Origin of the sequence: Pseudomonas sp. 50_B (genome assembly GCF_017491625.1) — a bacterium.
GTDB classification, from domain to species: domain Bacteria; phylum Pseudomonadota; class Gammaproteobacteria; order Pseudomonadales; family Pseudomonadaceae; genus Aquipseudomonas; species Aquipseudomonas danubii.
The window spans coordinates 86887-105889 of sequence record NZ_JAFGYX010000017.1; the positions used below are offsets into that span (position 1 = coordinate 86887).

Here is a 19003-nt window from a genome sequence, read left to right on the forward strand (position 1 = left end):
CGGTGTTTTATGACTGCTGAAAATGATCGAATCTCAATTACATTTCGATTTCATGTGCTGGGCATTGCGGCAACGGGCGAGGAGCAGTTGGCTGGCCGGCTAAGGGGCCTTCGAGACCTGTGCAGGGCTAGGGCGTGTTTGGGTTGGCAAACCGGCTCCGCGATGGCGTTGGCCCGGCTGGCGCCTGCGAGGTGGCGGAGGATTTGCACACGGGTGTGCTGCGCAGGCGCTGGCGCGCGTCTAGCAGCCATAGCCCCGCAGCCGTATCGGGGCCCGTGACGATGAGCCCGACCATGCAAGCCCTGTTGAACCAGATCCTCGATGAAGTCCGCCCCCTGATCGGCCAAGGCCAGGTCGCCAACTACATTCCCGCCCTGGCCGATGTGCCAGCCAACCAGCTGGGGATTGCCGTGTATGGCAACGACGGCCAGGTGTTCAGCGCCGGTGACGCCGACACGCCGTTTTCGGTACAGAGTATTTCCAAGGTCTTCAGTCTGGTGCAGGCCATCGGTCATTCCGGCGAGGCGATCTGGGAGCGCCTGGGTCACGAGCCTTCGGGGCAGCCGTTCAACTCCCTGGTGCAGCTGGAGTTCGAGCGGGGGCGGCCGCGCAACCCCTTTATCAACGCCGGGGCCCTGGTGATCTGCGACATCAACCAGTCGCGCTTCGCCGCGCCGGCCTTGTCCATGCGTGACTTTGTCCGGCGCCTGTCGGGCAACAGTCAGGTGATGGTGGATGGCCGGGTGGCCGATTCGGAATACCAGCACCGTGCCCGCAACGCGGCCATGGCTTATCTGATGCAGTCCTTCGGCAACTTCCATAACGATGTGGAGGCGGTGCTGCGCAGTTATTTCAGCCACTGCGCCTTGCGCATGAGCTGCGTCGATCTGGCCCGGGCGTTCTGCTTTCTGGCCAACGACGGTTTCTGCAAGCACAGCGGTGAACAGATCCTCACTCGGCGCCAGACCCAGCAGGTCAACTCGATCATGGCCACCAGTGGCCTGTACGACGAAGCCGGCAACTTTGCCTATCGGGTCGGCTTGCCGGGCAAGAGCGGGGTGGGAGGGGGGATTGTCGCGGTGGTGCCGGGGCAGTTCACGGTGTGCGTGTGGTCACCTGAACTCAACAGCGCTGGCAACTCCCTGGTGGGCATGGCGGCCCTGGAGCTGCTCAGCCAACGCATCGGCTGGTCGGTGTTCTAGGACTTACCAGGCGCCCGGGTTGCTCAGGCTGATCTGCCCGCGATCGATGAAACGCTGGGTGCCGAACAGGCCGCCGGCCAGCTTGCCTCGCAGTACATAAGGCAGGTTGTCCAAGGTCTGGGTCTGGCTCAACCCCAGGGTCTGGCGCAGGACGGAAAACGCCGAGACGCTGACCGGAATCACCAGGATGTCCTCCGAGTAACGGCCGATATGCCCTTGCTGGTCGCTGACTCCGGACGCCAGCGGGCGGCCGTTGACTTCCAGGTCCAGGGCGACGCCGTTGTAGTCGATGGCATTTTCGTTGGGGTTCTGCAGGCGCAGCTTCACCGCGAAGCGCATTTCCAGCTCCTGGCTGGGCAGTGGCTCGATGCCCACCACGTTGATCGCCAGCGGGTCGCGGTTGGGCAACAGCGCACAGGCGCTGAGACTGAGCAGTACCAGGGTCAAGGCGATCAATCTACGCATGCAATACCTGTCAACAATGGAAATGAATGACGGACCGGCACCTTGTAGCCGCTGCCGAGCCTGCGAGGCTGCGACAAGGCCCCCAGGGCCTTGCCTGGAAAACCCCCGACCAACCTCCAAAGCCGAGAGCCCAACACCCGCGCACGCAGCATAGACGCCCGCCAGCCTCAGGAGTTCGCTTTGCCGCTCATGTCCGGGTCTTGCATCACCTTGAGGGTCGCGGCTTCCGGGTCGAACTCATCCTCTTCCAGCTCAAGGAATTCCTCCGGCAGGAAAATGTTGAGCAAGATCGCGCAGAAAGCGCCCACGGTAATCGGCGACTCGAAGATGTTGTGCAGCGCCTTGGGCAGCTCACGCAGCACTTCCGGCACCGCCGCCACCCCCAGGCCCATGCCCAAGGAAATGGCCACGATCAGCACGTTGCGCCGATGCAGGCCGGCTTCGGCGAGGATCTTGATCCCGGCCACGGCCACGGTGCCGAACATGATCAGGGTGGCGCCGCCCAGCACCGGCTTGGGCATCAGTTGCAGCACCGCGCCGATCACCGGGAACAGCCCCAGCAACACCAGCAGCCCGGCAATGAAGTAGGCCACGTAGCGGCTGGCGACGCCGGTCAACTGGATCACCCCGTTGTTCTGGGCAAAGGTCACCATCGGCAGGCTGTTGAACACCGCCGCCACCGCCGAGTTGAAACCATCCGCCAGCAGCCCGGACTTGATGCGCTTGATGTACAGCGGGCCTTTCACCGGCTGCTGGGAAATCATCGAGTTGGCGGTCAGGTCGCCGGCCGCTTCCAGGGGCGAAATCAGGAAGATCACCGCCAGGGGAATAAAGGCAATCAGGTCGAAGGAAAAACCGTACTTGAACGGCACCGGCACGCTCACCAGCGGCACGTCGGGCAGGGCCGCCATGTCCACCCGGCCCAGCATCCAGGCCACCACGAAGCCCAGGGTCAGGCCGATGACGATCGAGCCCAGGCGCAGCATCGGGTGGTTGAAACGGTTGAGCACGACGATGGTCAGCAGCACCAGGGCCGCCAGCCCCAGGTTGCTCGCCGCGCCCAGGTCGCTGGCGCCGTAGCCGCCGGCCATGTCGGTGACCGCCACCTTGATCAGTGACAGGCCCATCAGGGTGATGATGGTGCCGGTGACCACCGGGGTGATCAGCTTGCGCAGCTTGCCGATGAACTGGCTGAGGAACATCTCGATAAAGGCCGCGACAAAGCAGATGCCGAAGATGGTGGAGAGGATGTCGTCGGTGCTGCCGCCACGACCCTTGACCATGAAGCCGGCGCTGAGCAGCACGCTGATAAAGGAGAAGCTGGTGCCCTGCACGCACAGCAGGCCCGAGCCGATGGGCCCCAGGCGCCGGGCCTGGACGAAGGTGCCCAGGCCGGAGACGAACAGCGCCATGCTGATCAGGTAGGGCAGTTCGTTCTCAAGGCCCAGCACGCCGCCGAAGATCAGGGTCGGGCTGATGATGCCGACAAAACTGGCCAGCACATGTTGCAGGGCGGCGAAGATCGCCGCGCTGAAATGCGGACGGTCATTGAGGCCGTAGATCAGGTCGGACTTGTAGCGGGGAGGGGAACGATCAGGTGCGGTCATGAGAGAAGGCCTGCCAGTAGCGTGCGAAAACGCCAGGGCGCACGCCGGAAAGTGGACGGGACTTGGGCCGCAATGTCATGGCATCGGACAAGACTTGCGCACCCGGTCAGAAAAAGGAGGCGCAGGATGCCAGAAAGGTCCTGTTGTCAGAAGGGCAAACAGGCGCAAAGGGTCAATTTTGCAGGGATACGAAAGATACTGTTTCTCATTTGCCGTTGTGGAATAATCCGTCTCCCCGATTTGCGGACCTTCCCTCGATGCTGCCCATACCCAGCCTGCTGCGCAGCTTTCAAGAGCACTACGACGATCTGCTGAAGTTTCTCACCCGGCGCATGAGCGATCGCCAACGGGCGGCGGACGTGGCCCAGGACACCTATCTCAAGCTGCTCAAGGTCGACCAGCAGACGGTGGAGGTGCACAACGATCGCCGTTTCATTTTTCGCGTTGCCGGCAACCTGGCCATCGATACCCTGCGCCGCGAGCAGCGCCTGGCGGCCAATCTCAGCGACACCGAGCCACACCGTGAAGTGGTGGACCCGGCACCGGCGCCGGAAGCGGTGCTGCTGGCCAAGGAACGCCTGGCGGTGCTCGACGAGGCCCTGGCGCAACTCTCGGACAACGCCCGCCAGGCCTTGCTGCTCAATCGCCTGGAAGGCCTGACTCAGGCGCAGATTGCGTTACGCCTGGGCGTTTCCGAAAGCATGGTGGCAAAATACATCGGCCAGGCCCTGCGCCATTGCCGCGACTGGCTGCAACAGCATCATGAGTGATTCCCCCTTGCCCGCCGCCGACATCCCCATGACCGAACACTCCGAAAGCCTTGAAGACGCTGCACTCCAATGGCAGGTGTTGCTGCATTCCGGCAACGCCACGGCGGCCCAGCGCATGGCCTATCAGCAATGGCGCCAGACCAGTGCGGCCCACGCGGCAGCAGCGCAAGAGGCGCAGCAGCTGTGGGGCGACCTGGGCCAGACCCGGGCCGCCGAACAGCACCGGGCGGCGACAGCCACCGGTTCCTGGCGTGGTTGGCCGGCGCTGGTGGCGTCCCTGGTACTGGCCGTGGCCAGCGGCGTCGGTTGGTGGCAGTGGCCGGCCCTGACCTCGGACTACCACACCGCGGTCGGCCAGCAACAGCACATCACCCTGGCGGACGGTTCCAGGGTCACGCTCAACAGCGGTAGCGCATTGTCGGTGGCGTACTCGGCGGGCGAGCGCCGGGTGATCCTGCAATCTGGCGAGGCGCTGTTCGAGCCGGTTGCCGACCCCCAACGGCCGTTTGTGGTGCAGGCCGACGGCCAATACCTGCACAGTGCCGCCAGCGCCTTCAGCCTGCGCCGCGACGGCAGTCGGCTGACGGTGGTGGTGCGTGAAGGCCAGGTGCAGTTCACTGGTGATCATGCGCCGGTACTGCTCCAGGCCGATCAGCGTCTGCAGTATCAATCCGGCCAGCCGCTGCTGGCCCAGCAAGCCGTGGACGCTGCCAGTCTCACCGCCTGGCAGCGGGGCAAGCTGATCTTCAACGGTCGCCCCCTGGGCGAGGTGATTGGCGAGCTGGAGCGTTATCAGCATGGTCGCATTCTGATCTCCGATAGCCAGTTGGCGGCCCTGGCCATCAGCGGTGTGTTCGATCTGCACGACCCGCAAGGTTCGCTGCAGGCCTTGCAGCAGCGTTATCCGCTGCAGGTGACCTACCTGCCGTGGCTGGCGGTTTTGCACTGAGTGGATTTTTTTTGCTTGGGGCACTGCAAGTTCTTTCCCGGCCAATCGTCGTAGTGAGACTGAGAAGACAATCATTCTCATTGACGTCATTTCAACGGGCTGGGAAGGAACACGTGAAAGCTATGTTCAAGCTGTCGATACTGGGGCGCGGTCAACACCTCATGCGCCGCACATTACTGGCCCAGGCGCTGTTCGCCGGTGCCGTGAGCCCACTGCTGGCCCAGGCGCAGGACGCCAGCTCCACCAGCCAGGGCAGCAGCACCCAGGAGCGCCGGGTGGCGCTCAAGCTGGCGGCCCAGCCCCTGGATCAGGCACTGACCCGTTTTGCCGATCAGGCCGACCTGCGCCTGCTGTACACCACCGCTGATGTGGACGGCCTGCAAGCACCGGCCCTGAATGGCGAGGTCACGCTGGCCCAGGCCCTGCAGACACTGCTGGCCGGCAGCGGCATGAGCTGGTCCTTCAGCGATTCGCGCACGGTGATCCTGCGTCGCGCCGTGCCGGCCGCCAGCCTCAACCTCAAGCCGACCCAGGTCAGCGTGGCGTCGCGCACCAGCACCGCCATCAGTGAGATCCCCGGCACGGTGTGGGTGGTGGAGCAGAGCCAGCTGCGCGAGCAACTGAGTACCGGAGTCAGCCTCAAGGAAGCCATTGGCAAGCTGGTGCCGGGCCTCGACCTGGCCCCTGAAGGGCGCACCAACTATGGCCAGAACATGCGCGGGCGCAACGTCCTGGTGATGATCGACGGGGTCAGCCAGAACAGTTCCCGGGGCCTGTCCCGGCAGTTCGACAGCATTTCGCCGTTCAACGTCGAGCGCGTCGAAGTGCTGTCCGGGGCCAGCGCCATCTACGGCGGCGGCGCCACCGGCGGCATCATCAATATCGTCACCAAGAAAGGCGAACCGGGCCCGGCGCGGTTCGAGACCCAACTGGGGGCCAGCAGTGGCTTCAACAACAGCGATGACCTGAGCACCCGCGTCGCCCAGTCGGTGAGCGGCGGCAACGAAGCCATCAGCGGCCGGCTGGCGGTGGCGGGGGAGCAGAACCAGGCGTTCTATGACGGCGCCGGCAAACAGATCTTCATCGACAACACCCAGACCGACCTGCAGTACAACCGCACCCTGGACCTGATGGGCAGCCTGGCCCTGCAGTTCAATGACGAGCAGAGCCTGGACCTGCTGGCCCAGTACTACGACTCGGGCAACCACGGCAGCACCGGGATCTATTTCCCCAACCTCAAGTACCGGGCACCGTCCAACCTGGAAAACGCCGAGCTGCGGGGCGGCTATTCCACCGACCTGGAGCCGCGGACCAAGCGCCTGCTGCTCAACGCCAACTATCACCACAGCGATGTGCTGGGTCAGGACTTCTACCTGCAGGCCTCGTACCGCAAGGAAGACAACAATTTCTTCCCGTTCCCCTACTACAACAGCGGCAGTCCCGCAGGCTCCAAGGGCGTGTACTTTGCCGCGTCGCAGCAGAATTTCGAGGTCACCAGCCTCAAGGCGCTGTTGGCCAAGGAGCTCGATGCCTTCAAGCTCACCTACGGCGTGGACCTGGACCGGGAGCGCTTCAATGCCGAGCAGAGCACCTTCGATCAGCAGATTTCCTCGGACAGTGGCGGTCTGGATCTGGTGACCCTGAGCAAGGCGCCGCGCTATCCCAGTTATCGGGTCGACGGCCTGTCCGGCTACGCCCAACTGGACTGGCATGCCACCGACAACCTGACGGTTTCCGGCGGCTACCGGCGTCAGCAGATGGACGTGGATGTCGGCCGCTTCAAGAACGTCCCCGGTGGCAGCAACCAATATGCGGTCAACCTGTACAACCTGGGCAGCATCTACGACTTCAAGAACGGTCATCAGGTCTGGGTCAACTACGGCGAGGGCTTCGATCTGCCGGACCCGGCCAAGTTCTACGGCAAGCCGGGCCTGAGCGTCGACGACAACCCCCTGGCCGGGATCAAGAGCCGCCAGGTGGAGACCGGCTGGCGCTTCTCCGATAGCGACTGGGAGGCCCAGGCGGCGCTGTACTACATCTGGTCGGACAAGGTGATCAGCACCGACCAGGCCACCCTGACCATTGACGTCAAGGATCAGAAAAGCCGCGACTACGGCTTTGAGAGCGCCCTGACCCGGCACTTCCAGAACGGCTGGGAAGTGGGTGGCACCCTGCATGCCGTGCGTTCCGAGGAGGAGAACAAGAACGGCGGCTGGAGCAAGCGCGACGCCCGTTATGCCTCGCTGTCGAAACTCACCGCCTTCGTCGGCTGGAAGGGTGACAGCAGCAACATTCGCTTGCAGGGCAACCACGCCTTCACCCTCAAGGACGATGCGGTCAAGGTCATCGACGCCACTCACAGCGTCGACGCCCCCAACACCATCGACGGCTACACCACCTTCGACCTGCTGGGCAGCCACGACACCGACTTCGGCACCTTCAGCGGCGGTATCCAGAACCTGCTGGACAAGCAATACAGCACCGTCTGGGGCCAGCGCGCCAAGCTGTTCTACTCACCGACCTATGGGCCGGACTACTTGTATGACTACCAGGGTCGTGGCCGCACCTACACCCTGAGCTGGAGCATGGCCTACTGAGGGGCCATGCCCCGGGATCGGCACGGCCCAGGCAAAGGCCCGCAGCAGGTCTTCCTCGGTGGCGTGCCCTTCGACACCGCCACCACCAGCCGTTGCGGAGCACGCTTCGGGCCCCGTGGCATCCGTGGACATTGCCTGTCTCGCCTCACAAGCCTCCTGACACTGACTGTCAGGAGGCTCTGATATTCTGCGCCGGTGTTTTTTCTCCGGAGTCCACCCAAGGTGTCGCGAGCCAGCCGTTTACTCACCCTGTTGCAGATGCTGCGGGGCAAGAGCCGTCCCGTCACCGCAGCCACCCTGGCGGCGGAGCTGGAGGTGTCCGAGCGCACCCTGTACCGCGATATCGCCGAGCTCACTTCACTGGGCGCGCCGATCTACGGTGAGGCGGGCATCGGCTATGTGTTGCGCAGCGGGCTGTTCCTGCCGCCCCTGATGCTCAATGCCGACGAGACCGAGGCCGTGGTCCTGGGCTTGCGTTATGTCGATCAGCGTGGCGACGAGGTGCTGAGCAAGGCTGCGGCTGATGCCATGGCCAAGATCGCCGCCGTGCTGGCCCCGGCGGCCCAGGATGCCCTGCGCAACCCGACCTTGCTGCCGGGCCCCGCGGGCTGGGGCTTTCCCGACAACAGCGTGTCGTTGAACGTGTTCCGCCAGGCGATCCGGCACCAGGCCAAGCTGTTGATCGACTATGCCGACGTCAATCGCAACCCCAGCCAGCGGCTGATCTGGCCCTTGGCTCTGGGGTTTCTCAACGAGGCCCGGGTGATCGTCGCCTGGTGCGAGCTACGGGGCGATTACCGGACCTTTCGCACCGACCGCATTGCCGCGGCCCAGGAGCAGGGACAGGCCTATCCGGGGCGGCGCAGCGATTGGCTGCGAGCCTGGCGCCAGTGCCTGCAAAAGGACGAGCAGGGCGGTCAATTCACTCCTGACAGGAAATGACGCGCGGGGCTTTTAACATGGCGCGATCATCGACTTATCAGGAGCTTTTCTCATGTCAGGTATCGACGCTTCACTGGCCCCGGCGATCCGCGCCTACGTGATGGCGGCCAACACTGGCGACAGCTCGGTGGCGGCGGCGATCTTTGCCGCCGAGGCCCAAGTGTTCGACGAGCGAGAGCACCGGGTAGGGCCGCAGGAGATTGCCCGCTGGATGGACGCCAGCCACCGCGTGCGTCCACGGCTGCAGATCCTCGGGGTCCAGCAGCGCACCGGCAAGGTGTTGCTGGACAGCCTGGTCTGCGGGGATTTTTCCGCCAGCCCGCAGACGCTGCGCTACACCTTTCGCCTGGACCCGCAGGGACGGATTGCACGGCTGGATATCTCCCGCTGAGGCTTGTCGACCGGTGTGTCGGGCGGTTCGCCGGCAGCCGGTTCCTCCATGGAATGGGGCGCGGTGGCATACTGCGGCTTTTTTGCCGGGAGGCCAGCGGCCCATGCCATTCGATTCCCCCTTGAGCGCCTATCGGCATGCCCTGGAGCAGGACGGCTTCGTCGCCGATGAGGCACAGGCGCGGGCCGTGCAAGCCTTGCAGAACTGCCACGAGGCCCTGCATCAGGGGCGTACAGCGGTGCAAGGGGTCTATCTGTGGGGTGCGGTCGGGCGGGGCAAGACCTGGCTCATGGATCAGTTCTACCAGAGCCTGCGGGTGCCGGCGCGGCGTCAGCACTTTCATCACTTCATGGGCTGGGTGCACCAACGTTCGTTCCAGCTCACCGGCACCGCCGATCCCTTGCAGGCCCTGGCCCGGGAGCTCGCCGAAGAGGTGCGGGTGCTGTGCTTCGATGAGTTGTTCGTCAACGATATCGGTGACGCGATCATTCTCGGACGCCTGTTCCAGGTGATGTTCGAGCAGGGCGTGGTCATGGTCTGCACCTCCAACCAGCCTCCCGAGCAGCTGTATGCCGAGGGCTTCAATCGTGAACGTTTCCTCCCGGCCATCAGCGCCATCAGCCAGCACATGCAAGTGGTGGCGGTGGACGGCGAGCAGGATCACCGTCTGCATCCGGGGGCCGCGGCGCAACGCTACTGGCTCAGTGTCGAGGGCCAGCCCAGCGCCCTGGAACCCTTGTTCCAGCAGTTGAGCGGCGGCCAGGCGGTCTCCACTGAACCGCTGCTGATCGGCTATCGGCCGGTGCAGGTGGTCAAGGCCGCCGGCAGCGTGATCTGGTGCCGTTTTGCCGATCTGTGCGAACAGCCGTTTTCCGCCATGGACTTCATGGCGCTGTGTGACAGGTTCAGTGCGATCCTCCTCAGCCAGGTCCCCAACCTCAGTGCCCAGCAACGCCCGGGACGCATTGCCCGAGGCACCGAGGATGGCGCCCAGCGGGTGGTGGCAGGGGATCGCGAATTGCCGCAACTGTCGATCCATGACGACAGCGTGCGCCGCTTCATTGCCCTGGTGGATGAATGTTACGACCGCAAGGTGCCGCTCTATCTGGAGGCCCAGGTACCGATGGAGCAGCTGTACACCGAGGGTTACCTGGAGTTTCCCTTCCGCCGCACCCTGAGCCGCCTGCAGGAAATGCAGTTGCAACGCTTTGCCAGCCAGCCTCGCGCTTGAGGGGAAGGGCTTCCGGCTGTGGTTCATCCTGGCCAATCATTAGGATTTTTCTGCAGAAGGAGGGAGAAAAATCTTCGTTTGGTCAAATCCCCCAGCCTACAATCGAGGCTGCCTGAGCCCTGAACGCTCACTTTCACTGCATTGATCGAGGATGAACATGGACGTTGCCGATGTCGTGGTGCTGCAAGCCAGTTACAGCAACCCGGTGCATGCCGAAGCCATAGGCGTGCTGCTCAATCATTACGCCCAGGACCCCATGGGCGGCGGCCAGGCTCTGGCGCCGGACCAGCTTCAGCAACTGCCGGCAGAGCTGGCCAAGCGACCTCAGGCGTTCAGCGTACTGGCCTTTGCCGGGGGCCAGCCGGTGGGGCTGGTGAACTGCTTCGAGGGCTTTTCCACCTTTGCCTGCCGGCCTCTGGTGAATGTTCACGACGTGGTGGTGCTGGACAGCTTTCGCGGCCAGGGCCTGAGCAAGCGGATGCTGCAGAAGGTCGAGGACATTGCCCGGCAACGGGGTTGCTGCAAGATCACCCTGGAAGTGCTGGAAGGCAACGCCCAGGCCCAGGCTGCCTACCAGGCCTGCGGTTTCGCCAATGCCATGCTCGATCCCGCCCATGGCCGCATGCTGTTCTGGAGCAAAGCTTTGTAATGTCCGATGTCAGCCCCCCTGGCTGATTGGCGCCCTGGTGCTGTAGGGGAGCGGGGCTGACTGCTTTAAGCGTCGTGCAATGCCGGGTCGAGCTTGGGGAACACCAGGCGGAACTCGGTGAGGCTGTCCGGTACGCTGTCGACCTCGGTGCGGCCCTGATGCAGGTTCATGATCGAGCGCACGATTGCCAGGCCCAGCCCGGTGCCGCCTTCGGCTCGGGTGCGGCTGCTGTCGACCCGATAGAAACGCTCGAACAGATGGGGCAGGTGGCAGGCGGCGATGCCCGGCCCGGGATTGCCCACCGCGAGGCTCACGCTCTGCAGTTGGCGCTCGATCCGCAGGTCGATCCGGCCCTGATCCGGGCAATGGCGGATGGCGTTGGACAACAGGTTGGAAATGGCCCGCTGGATCATCAGGCGATCCCCCAGCACCCAGGCGTCACCGCGCAGTTCCAGCTGCAGTTGCCTGTCCTCGGCGCTGAGGGCAAACAGGTCCATGACCCGCCGCGCCTCCTCGCCCAGAGACACCCGGGCAAAGCGGGCCTGGGAAGCCGGCTGGCTGACCTGAGCCAGGAACAGCATGTCGGCGACGATTCGTGTGACCCGTTCCAGTTCCTCGATGCTGGCCTCCAGCACGGCCTTGTATTCCTCCGGGGGGCGCTCGCGGGACAGGGTCACTTGGGCCTTGCCCATCAGGTTGCTGATGGGCGAGCGCAGTTCGTGGGCCAGGTCGTCGGAGAACTGCGACAGGCGTTGTACGCCGCCATCCAGGCGCTGCAGCATGACGTTGATGCCCTGGCCCAGTTCCGCCAGTTCCCGGGGCAGCTTGTCCAGGTTCAGGCGATGGGTCAGGTCCTGGGTGGTGACCTTGGCGGCGACCCGGGTGAACTGTTGCAGGGGTAGCAGGCCCCTTTGCACCAGCCACCAGGCACCCATGCCGATCAGCAGCAGCAACAGGGGCAGGGCAATCACCGTGGAGCGCAGGTAGGCGCTGAGCAGTGCCTGGTCATTACCGCGGTCCAGGCTCAACACCACTCGCACCGGCTCGCCATTGCGCAGGTTCATTTGCCGGGTGGCGCTGAGCAAGGGATTGCCGCGGCTGTCACGCCAGTCGAGGTAACCCTCGGTGCTGCTCTCCCTCAGGGCCCGGGGCAGCGGTTGTTCAGCGATGCCGCCAACATTGAGCAAGGGTTCGGCCAGAGGCGCGCTGCTCAGGATGTTCAATTGCAGATTGTCGTGGCCCATCACCAGGTCCAGCAGGGAGTGGGGGCGGGCGGCCAGGTCGCTGCTCTTGAGGTCGCTGGTGAGGCTGTGCTGGATCTGTTCCAGCTTGCTCTCCAGGCCCTTGCGCGCCAGGTTGTCCAACTCGTGGTTCAGGGCCAGATAGGCCAGGGTTGCCAGCAGCAGGACCAGGGCCGCCCCCATCAGGCTGACGGTCAGCCCCAGGCGCATGGACAGGCTGCTGTTGGTCGGCGCCGCCGGCTGGGGCGTCATTGGCGCACTTCCAGGACATAACCGACACCGCGCAGGGTGTGGATCAGCTTGACCTCACTGGCATCATCGATCTTGGCCCGCAGGCGGCTGATGGAGACTTCCACCACATTGGTGTCGCAGTCGAAGTTCATGTCCCAGACCAGGGAAATGATTTGCGTGCGGGTCAGCACTTCCCCCGAGTGGCGCATCAATACATGCAACAGGGTGAATTCCTTGGTCGTGAGATCTATTCGACGGTCGCCGCGATAAGCCCGATGCCGGCGAGGATCAAGTTGCAAGTCGGCCACTTGCAATACTTGCGGCTGGGACACGGGTTCGCTGCGGCGAATCAAAGTCCGGACCCGGGCCAGTAACTCGGGAAATTGAAAAGGTTTGACCAGATAATCATCGGCGCCCATATCCAGCCCTTTGACTTTGTCTTCCAGGCGCCCGCGAGCGGTCAACATCATGACCCGGGCCGGAGAATGTCCGCGCATATGTTCCAACACTTGCCAGCCATCTTGGCCCGGCAGGTTTATATCCAGGATCACCAACTCGTAAGGTTGTTGCTGTATCAGGTGCAGACCGTCCACGCCATTGTTGGCGCGGTCCACGACATAACCACTTTCACTCAGGCCTTGATGCAGGTAGTCCGCTGTTTTGGGTTCGTCTTCAACCACCAGAATACGCATTGCCAGATCCTCTCCAAACCGCTTGGGCATTATCGAATGAGTGCAGGGTGAAGCCTGAAGTAGCTATAGGGTCAAGAAAAATAATCATCTAATTCATAGGATTAGCCAGGTCAGCCGATAGCGGGTGAGCGCTTGGGCGCAGGCATGCTAGTTGATTGCACGCAGGGAAAGTGGCGGATGACAGAGTTGTAATATTCCTGTCATTGGCGTGACAGTGAGGGCCTGCCAGCGGATATAAAAAAGGCGCCCTGTAGAGGGCGCCAAACGTCCATCTCTGCCAAAGGAGCGGATTGTCCAGAGTGGGTACTGCGTTGAAGAGGTATCAGGCGCCGGGCTGTTGTTGCTTGGCGTCCGGCGCGGAATAGTGGGTACCGGCCTTGTCTTGCTCGGTCTTGGCGAGGTTCTGGTTTTTATCGCCGTGAATCTGTTGCTGATTGACGCGGAAGTTCTCGTAAAAGCGTTGCATATGCTCGGCTCCGCCTTCGGCAAAGGCTGCACTGGAAGTGGCGAGAATCAAACCGCTAAATACCAAAGTTGAAAGTTTCATACTGCGTTTCCTACTTAAGAGTGTTCGGTAACTTGTTTCGTCCCTGCACAAGAAGTGATGGGGCAAGTTTCAGCGAAGTGTATTAAGTGAGGGTTAACGTCAGCCTGAGCGGGATATTACATTCTTGACATTATGTGTCTGCAGACAATCAAAGCCTGTAGCAGCTGGTTGGCCAGTGAGGGTGTCGCAGAGCTCGCTGCAAGGCAGGATGGCGCCTTTGCCGGCATGCCGGGCGCCAGCAGGGATGGGGGCCGTTGCGGCCCCCGAGTCGGGTTCTTACTTCTGGACCACGGTCGCTTCCGTCGGCGCTTTGGGTTTCATCAGGCTGAAGTCGATCAGCGCCTTGCTCTGGCGCGAGTAGGGGTCGCCAATCAGCAGCGGGCGCGGCTTGAAGCTGTCGCTGACCAGGCTGCGGCTGTGGTCCAGCTGGTCGAAACTCAAGCCCGCCAGGTCGGCCCAGGTATGAATCAGCTGGGAGCTGCTGTAAGGGCGGCTGAGGTCGGAAGCAAAGTTCCAGTCATGGGTTTGCCGCCACTTCGGCGAGGCCCAGGCCATGAACGGGATGGTGTACATCGGCGCCGTGGGCTTGCCTTCGTTGCGTCCCAGGGTGTCGTGGCCGGCGGAGTCGAAGACGTCTTCGCCGTGGTCCGACAGGTACAGCAGGAAACCGTTGGGGTCGGTCTTGGCGTAATCCTTGATCAGGCTGGAGACCACGAAGTCGTTGTACAGCACCGCGTTGTCGTAGCTGTTGTAGGTCGGCAGTTGATCGTCACGCACACCGGCCGGCACGCCCTGGCGATCGGTGAATTTGTCGTAGCTTGGCGGGTAGCGGTACTGGTAGCTCATGTGAGTGCCCAGCAGGTGGACCACGATGAACTTGCGCGGGGCGCTGTCGGCCAGGGCCTTGGAGAAGGGCTCAAGCACGTCGCCGTCGTACTGGCGGGCGTTCTGGTTGCGATTGTTGTTCAAGTACACCTGCTCGTCCGCCTGCTCGGAGAAGGTGGTGAGCATGGTGTTGCGTTTGGTCATGGTCTGCTGGTTGGTGATCCAGTAGGTCTTGTAGCCGGCCTGCTTCATCACGCTGACCAGGGACGGCGTCTTGAGGTAGAGATCGGGGTTTTCTTCGTCGGCGAAGGTCAGCACCTGTTGCAACGCCTCGATGGTGTAGGGGCGCGGGGTGATGACGTTGTCGAACACCGCCAACTGATCCTTGAGCTTGTCCAGCTCCGGGGTGGTCTGGCGCGGGTAGCCGTAGAGGCTCATGCGCTGACGGTTGGTGGACTCGCCGATCACCAGCACCAGGGTGGCCGGCTGATTGGCCATGCTGTCCTTGAGGTTGGTCAGCGGCGGGATCTTGCTGACGCTGTCGAGCATGCCCTGCATGCCGTTCAGTTGCTCACGGTAGCGGCGATAAGCGACCACCATCTGCCACGGCACGGCGGGTTCGATACGGGTTTCAAATTTCTCCAGGCCGTCGGCCAGGGTGTCGGTGCGAGCGATTTGCTTGATCAGCGGGTAGCCGACAATCGCCACCAGGATTGCCACGGCAGCCGCCAGGGCCTGGCCCCGGGGCAGGTACACCGGGCGCAGGCGGGTCCAGAGGAAGAGGGCGAAGGCGGTGTGGGCCAGGAACGCCAGGAGCATCCACCAGGCAAAGTACTGCGTCAGGTATTCACCGGCTTCCGAGGGGTTGGACTCGAACATGATGAAGATGACGCTTTGCGAGAACTCCTGCTGATAGACGAAGAAATAGCCCAGGCTGGCCATGGAGCAGGCCCAGAGCACCACGCCGATCACTGCCGCCATGACTTTGGTGCGTGCCGGGAACAGCAGCATCGGCGCCAGCCAGATGGCGCTCATGAAGAACGCCTGGCGGAAACCGGCGAAGCCGGACGTGTCCGTCAGTTGAATCAGCAGTTGGGTGATGCCGGAGAAATACCAGAAGAACAGGAACAGCCAGAGCAGCCCCATCCAGTCAAAACCTGTCGCAGACGTGTTACTGCGTTTGAACAATGCCATTCAGCGCTCCCCGCCGTTCCGTGATCATTGCGCGCCGGTTCAGCGCTGCGAATGAAGGCCGCCGTCTGTAACAAGACGGCCACAATGGCCGGGAGTATCGATAGGCAAGTGTGAAAAGTTCGTTAGCGCAGCGTTGGATTTTTGTCCGGCGTAGCAGGCGGCGGGATCAGGTGTGGCGGCAGATAGGTGGCAGGAAAGGGAGTGGGTAGAGCGGTGAACGCAGGCCGGGCCTGCGTTCCGGGGCACAGCTGAGGTTGCTCAGGGGCGCTGCAGCGCTACGGCAGGGGCTTGTCCCTGGTTCTGCAACATCAGGCGCAATTGGGCGAGTTGCCGTTGCAGTTGATCGCGCTCGTCTTTGAGTTGGCGCAATTCGTCACGACGAATGGTCACGTAGAGAGTCTGTGCAGGTCGTGCCGGTAGTACTGTGCCCATTGCTTCACCTCGCAAATGGAGTGCCTCAACTATGCTTTGCTGGTCGCATCCCTTGCGCAAAGCACTATCGTCGGCAGCGCGAAAATGACGGTGTCAGGCAACCGTCTTGCCTTCACTCGTGACGTTTCCACGCAGCCTGAAGGCGGCAATTTTATTTCTTTTCAGCGCAATTGGAACTTTTTTATTTTTCGTGGTCGTTGTGCCTTCCTGGTGTTTTGCGTCGTTATCCCCCCAAGTTCTGAGAAACTTCGCCCCCAGTGCCGGGACTAATCTCCACGCGGTTCGCGCCGGCCGAGGGGCAAGAGATCGGGCTTGGGCGCGCTGCGTTGCGCGCAGGTGGCCGCAAAAACTGGCGTTATGTCTGAAGATTGCGCTGTCTTGGAGCGTCTCGCCTTGTATAGTTGCGCCCCTCGACGTTTGCACCCAGCCCTTTGGGCTATACATTTTTGATCTGAATTTTTTGCAGTAGGAGCATCAGCACATGCAACTGGGGATTATTGGACTGGGCCGCATGGGCGGCAACATTGCACGGCGCCTGATGCTCAATGGGCACGAGACCGTAGTCTTTGACCGCAACACCGATTTCGTCAGCACCCTGGCCGCCGAAGGCGCCAAGGGCGTCGCCGACCTGCCGGCCCTGGTGGCTGGCCTGGAAAAACCCCGCGCGGTCTGGGTCATGCTGCCCGCCGGCGCACCCACCGAAGAGACCATCGACACCCTGAGCCAGTTGCTGGAACCGGGTGATGTGATCATCGACGGCGGCAATACCTACTATAAGGACGACATCCGCCGTGCCCGGGACCTGGCGCAAAAGGGCCTGAAGTACATCGATGTCGGCACCTCCGGCGGCGTCTGGGGCCTGGAGCGCGGCTACTGCATGATGATCGGCGGCGATGCCGATGAAGTGCTGCGCCTGGACCCGCTGTTCGCGGCACTGGCCCCTGGCCTGGGTTCGATTCCACGGACCAAGGACCGCGTTTCTGATGACGACCGTGCCGAGCGTGGCTATATCCATGCCGGTCCTGCCGGTGCCGGGCATTTCGTCAAGATGATCCACAACGGCATCGAGTACGGGATGATGCAGGCCTTCGCCGAGGGCTTTGACATTCTCAAGACCAAGTCTTCGGACATCCTGCCGGAGGATCAGCGCTTCGACCTCAATGTGGCGGACATCGCCGAAGTCTGGCGGCGCGGCAGCGTGGTGTCCTCCTGGCTGCTGGACCTGACCGCCGATGCCCTGGCCGGCGATCCGAAGCTCGACGGTTTTTCCGGTGCCGTGGCCGACAGTGGTGAAGGGCGCTGGACCATCGAAGCGGCCATGGAGCAGGCGGTTCCGGTTCCGGTGCTGTCCAACTCGTTGTTCTCCCGCTACCGCTCCCGCGGCCAGGGCACCTACGGCGACAAGCTGCTGTCGGCCATGCGCTTCGGCTTTGGCGGCCACGTGGAGACCGGTAAGAAATGACCTCTACGCGAAAGAAGTCCAAGGCGTTGCCCGCGCCGCCGACCACGCTGTTCCTGTTCGGCGCCCGCGGTGATCTGGTCAAGCGCCTGTTGACGCCGGCGCTGTACAACCTGAGCCGCGACGGTCTGCTGGATGAGGGGCTGCGGATTGTCGGCGTCGACCACAACGCGGTGAGCGACGCTGAGTTCGCCACCTTGCTGGAAGACTTCCTTCGCGATGAAGTGCTGAGCAAACAAGGCCAGGGGGCGTCCGTGGACGCCGCCGTCTGGGCCCGCCTGACCCGTGGCATCAGCTACGTCCAGGGCGACTTCCTCGACGACTCCACCTATGCCGAACTGGCGGCGCGAATTGCCGCCAGCAGCACCGGCAACGCGGTGTTCTACCTGGCCACCGCGCCGCGCTTCTTCAGTGAAGTGGTGCAGCGCCTGGGGGCTTCGGGGTTGCTGGAGGAGGGGCCGGAGGCCTTTCGCCGGGTGGTCATCGAGAAGCCCTTCGGCTCCGATCTGCAGAGCGCCGAGGCCCTCAACGCCTGCTTGCTCAAGGTCATGAGCGAAAAGCAGATCTATCGCATCGACCATTACCTGGGCAAGGAAACGGTGCAGAACATTCTGGTCAGCCGCTTTTCCAACAGCCTGTTCGAGGCGTTCTGGAACAACCATTACATCGACCACGTGCAGATCACCGCGGCGGAAACCGTCGGGGTCCAAACCCGTGGCAGCTTTTATGAACACACCGGCGCCCTGCGAGACATGGTGCCCAACCACCTGTTCCAACTCCTGGCGATGGTGGCCATGGAGCCCCCTGCGGCCTTTGGCGCCGATGCAGTGCGCGGCGAGAAGGCCAAGGTGGTGGGGGCGATCCGTCCCTGGTCCCTGGAGGAGGCGCGGGCCAACTCGGTGCGCGGCCAGTACCGCGCCGCCGAAGTGGCGGGCAAGGCCCTGGCGGGTTACCGCGAAGAGGCTAATGTCGCGCCGGACAGCAATACTGAAACCTATGTCGCGCTGAAGGTGATGATCGACAACTGGCGCTGGGTCGGGGTGCCGTTCTACCTGCGCACCGGCAAGCGCATGAGCGTGCGCGACACCGAAATCGTCATCTGCTTCAAGCCGGCACCCTACGCGCAATTTCGCGATACCGAAGTCGATCAGCTGTCGCCGACTTACCTGCGGATTCAGATCCAGCCCAACGAAGGCATGTGGTTCGACCTGCTGGCGAAAAAGCCCGGGCCGAGCCTGGACATGGCCAATATCGAACTGGGCTTCGCCTATCGGGATTTCTTCGAAATGCAGCCGTCCACCGGCTACGAGACGCTGATCTACGACTGCCTGGTCGGTGACCAGACGCTGTTTCAGCGGGCAGACAATATCGAGAACGGTTGGCGCGCCGTGCAGCCTTTCCTCGATGCCTGGAAGCAGGACGCGAGCGTGCAGACTTATCCTGCGGGTGAGGATGGTCCGGATGCCGCTGATGAGTTGCTGGCCCGGGATGGTCGCGTCTGGCACGCCCTCGGCTGAAGGGGGGCAAGGTGCGGTCCATCGCGTTCCTGCTTAGCGATATGGACGGCACCCCGTTGCAC

The 19003-nt window shown here is 62.9% G+C and carries 17 protein-coding genes and 1 pseudogene; 11 read left to right on the plus strand and 7 right to left on the minus strand.

Going from position 1 to position 19003, the window contains the following annotated elements:
• Window positions 1–293: 293 nt before the first annotated feature.
• A complete protein-coding gene (gene glsB / locus J5M73_RS22335) occupies window positions 294–1202 on the plus strand; it encodes a glutaminase B (protein WP_102863474.1) in 909 nt (302 codons plus the stop codon).
• A 3-nt stretch (window positions 1203–1205) separates the two neighbouring features.
• On the opposite strand, the gene J5M73_RS22340 is transcribed toward glsB, so the two are convergent.
• The gene (locus J5M73_RS22340) at window positions 1206–1667 is read right to left on the minus strand and encodes an LEA type 2 family protein (RefSeq protein ID WP_102863475.1); all 462 of its coding nucleotides are present in this window, start codon (window positions 1665–1667) and stop codon (window positions 1206–1208) included.
• Window positions 1668–1834: 167 nt separating this feature from the next.
• Window positions 1835–3274 carry a nucleobase:cation symporter-2 family protein gene (locus J5M73_RS22345; protein WP_207816149.1) on the minus strand — a complete coding sequence of 480 codons (1440 nt, stop codon included), beginning with the start codon at window positions 3272–3274 and terminating at the stop codon, window positions 1835–1837.
• Between the two features lie 257 nt (window positions 3275–3531).
• On the opposite strand from J5M73_RS22345, the gene J5M73_RS22350 reads away from it, so the two are divergent.
• From J5M73_RS22350 to J5M73_RS22385, 8 genes and pseudogenes are all read left to right on the plus strand, one after another.
• Entirely contained in the window at window positions 3532–4044 is a 513-nt protein-coding gene (locus tag J5M73_RS22350) for an RNA polymerase sigma factor (protein ID WP_102863477.1), read from the plus strand.
• Window positions 4037–4993 (plus strand): FecR family protein, encoded by a 957-nt coding sequence (locus tag J5M73_RS22355; RefSeq protein WP_207816151.1) that lies wholly within the window; start codon window positions 4037–4039, stop codon window positions 4991–4993. The genes J5M73_RS22350 and J5M73_RS22355 overlap by 8 nt, the downstream gene beginning before the upstream one ends.
• Before the next feature lie 161 nt (window positions 4994–5154).
• Window positions 5155–7590 (plus strand): TonB-dependent receptor, encoded by a 2436-nt coding sequence (locus J5M73_RS22360; RefSeq protein WP_243433891.1) that lies wholly within the window; start codon window positions 5155–5157, stop codon window positions 7588–7590.
• Window positions 7591–7638: 48 nt separating this feature from the next.
• Window positions 7639–7716: pseudogene (locus tag J5M73_RS31900) on the plus strand (arginase family protein); the annotation flags it as partial.
• Window positions 7717–7812: 96 nt separating this feature from the next.
• The gene (locus J5M73_RS22370; RefSeq protein ID WP_102863480.1) at window positions 7813–8532 is read left to right on the plus strand and encodes a YafY family protein; all 720 of its coding nucleotides are present in this window, start codon (window positions 7813–7815) and stop codon (window positions 8530–8532) included.
• 52 nt (window positions 8533–8584) lie between these two features.
• Window positions 8585–8923 carry a ketosteroid isomerase gene (locus J5M73_RS22375; RefSeq protein ID WP_102863481.1) on the plus strand — a complete coding sequence of 113 codons (339 nt, stop codon included), beginning with the start codon at window positions 8585–8587 and terminating at the stop codon, window positions 8921–8923.
• Window positions 8924–9026: 103 nt separating this feature from the next.
• Window positions 9027–10154 carry a cell division protein ZapE gene (gene zapE / locus J5M73_RS22380; protein ID WP_207816155.1) on the plus strand — a complete coding sequence of 376 codons (1128 nt, stop codon included), beginning with the start codon at window positions 9027–9029 and terminating at the stop codon, window positions 10152–10154.
• Window positions 10155–10311: 157 nt separating this feature from the next.
• Complete coding sequence (locus J5M73_RS22385; RefSeq protein ID WP_102863585.1) at window positions 10312–10803, plus strand: GNAT family N-acetyltransferase; 492 nt, start codon at window positions 10312–10314, stop codon at window positions 10801–10803.
• Between the two features lie 65 nt (window positions 10804–10868).
• On the opposite strand, the gene J5M73_RS22390 is transcribed toward J5M73_RS22385, so the two are convergent.
• The 5 genes from J5M73_RS22390 to J5M73_RS22410 all read right to left on the minus strand — a co-directional run bounded on the left by J5M73_RS22390 (window position 10869) and on the right by J5M73_RS22410 (window position 15965).
• A complete protein-coding gene (locus tag J5M73_RS22390; protein WP_115580108.1) occupies window positions 10869–12296 on the minus strand; it encodes a heavy metal sensor histidine kinase in 1428 nt (475 codons plus the stop codon).
• A complete protein-coding gene (locus J5M73_RS22395; RefSeq protein ID WP_102863484.1) occupies window positions 12293–12967 on the minus strand; it encodes a heavy metal response regulator transcription factor in 675 nt (224 codons plus the stop codon). Before J5M73_RS22395 ends, J5M73_RS22390 begins: the two co-directional genes overlap by 4 nt.
• Window positions 12968–13289: 322 nt before the next feature.
• Window positions 13290–13514, minus strand: coding sequence for a hypothetical protein (locus J5M73_RS22400; protein WP_102879229.1), 225 nt, complete (start codon window positions 13512–13514; stop codon window positions 13290–13292).
• 276 nt (window positions 13515–13790) lie between these two features.
• Window positions 13791–15533, minus strand: a complete 1743-nt coding sequence (locus tag J5M73_RS22405) for a phosphoethanolamine transferase CptA (protein WP_102863486.1) — start codon at window positions 15531–15533, stop codon at window positions 13791–13793.
• A 258-nt stretch (window positions 15534–15791) separates the two neighbouring features.
• A complete protein-coding gene (locus tag J5M73_RS22410; RefSeq protein ID WP_207816157.1) occupies window positions 15792–15965 on the minus strand; it encodes a DUF6026 family protein in 174 nt (57 codons plus the stop codon).
• 481 nt (window positions 15966–16446) lie between these two features.
• Between J5M73_RS22410 and gnd the strand changes: the two genes are divergently transcribed.
• Window positions 16447–17427 carry a phosphogluconate dehydrogenase (NAD(+)-dependent, decarboxylating) gene (gene gnd, locus J5M73_RS22415; protein ID WP_102879231.1) on the plus strand — a complete coding sequence of 327 codons (981 nt, stop codon included), beginning with the start codon at window positions 16447–16449 and terminating at the stop codon, window positions 17425–17427.
• Window positions 17424–18941 (plus strand): glucose-6-phosphate dehydrogenase, encoded by a 1518-nt coding sequence (zwf, locus tag J5M73_RS22420; protein WP_207816159.1) that lies wholly within the window; start codon window positions 17424–17426, stop codon window positions 18939–18941. Before gnd ends, zwf begins: the two co-directional genes overlap by 4 nt.
• The last annotated feature ends 62 nt before the right edge of the window (window positions 18942–19003 follow it).

Coding starts and splice junctions, on each gene's coding strand:
- J5M73_RS22385 (WP_102863585.1), top strand. CDS start 10,312: ATGGACGTTGCCGATGTCGTGGTGCTGCAAGCCAGTTACAGCAACCCG.
- glsB (WP_102863474.1), top strand. CDS start 294: ATGCAAGCCCTGTTGAACCAGATCCTCGATGAAGTCCGCCCCCTGATC.
- gnd (WP_102879231.1), top strand. CDS start 16,447: ATGCAACTGGGGATTATTGGACTGGGCCGCATGGGCGGCAACATTGCA.
- J5M73_RS22375 (WP_102863481.1), top strand. CDS start 8,585: ATGTCAGGTATCGACGCTTCACTGGCCCCGGCGATCCGCGCCTACGTG.
- J5M73_RS22405 (WP_102863486.1), bottom strand. CDS start 15,533: ATGGCATTGTTCAAACGCAGTAACACGTCTGCGACAGGTTTTGACTGG.
- J5M73_RS22355 (WP_207816151.1), top strand. CDS start 4,037: ATGAGTGATTCCCCCTTGCCCGCCGCCGACATCCCCATGACCGAACAC.
- zwf (WP_207816159.1), top strand. CDS start 17,424: ATGACCTCTACGCGAAAGAAGTCCAAGGCGTTGCCCGCGCCGCCGACC.
- J5M73_RS22360 (WP_243433891.1), top strand. CDS start 5,155: ATGCGCCGCACATTACTGGCCCAGGCGCTGTTCGCCGGTGCCGTGAGC.
- J5M73_RS22350 (WP_102863477.1), top strand. CDS start 3,532: ATGCTGCCCATACCCAGCCTGCTGCGCAGCTTTCAAGAGCACTACGAC.
- J5M73_RS22390 (WP_115580108.1), bottom strand. CDS start 12,296: ATGACGCCCCAGCCGGCGGCGCCGACCAACAGCAGCCTGTCCATGCGC.
- J5M73_RS22340 (WP_102863475.1), bottom strand. CDS start 1,667: ATGCGTAGATTGATCGCCTTGACCCTGGTACTGCTCAGTCTCAGCGCC.
- zapE (WP_207816155.1), top strand. CDS start 9,027: ATGCCATTCGATTCCCCCTTGAGCGCCTATCGGCATGCCCTGGAGCAG.
- J5M73_RS22345 (WP_207816149.1), bottom strand. CDS start 3,274: ATGACCGCACCTGATCGTTCCCCTCCCCGCTACAAGTCCGACCTGATC.
- J5M73_RS22400 (WP_102879229.1), bottom strand. CDS start 13,514: ATGAAACTTTCAACTTTGGTATTTAGCGGTTTGATTCTCGCCACTTCC.
- J5M73_RS22410 (WP_207816157.1), bottom strand. CDS start 15,965: ATGGGCACAGTACTACCGGCACGACCTGCACAGACTCTCTACGTGACC.
- J5M73_RS22395 (WP_102863484.1), bottom strand. CDS start 12,967: ATGCGTATTCTGGTGGTTGAAGACGAACCCAAAACAGCGGACTACCTG.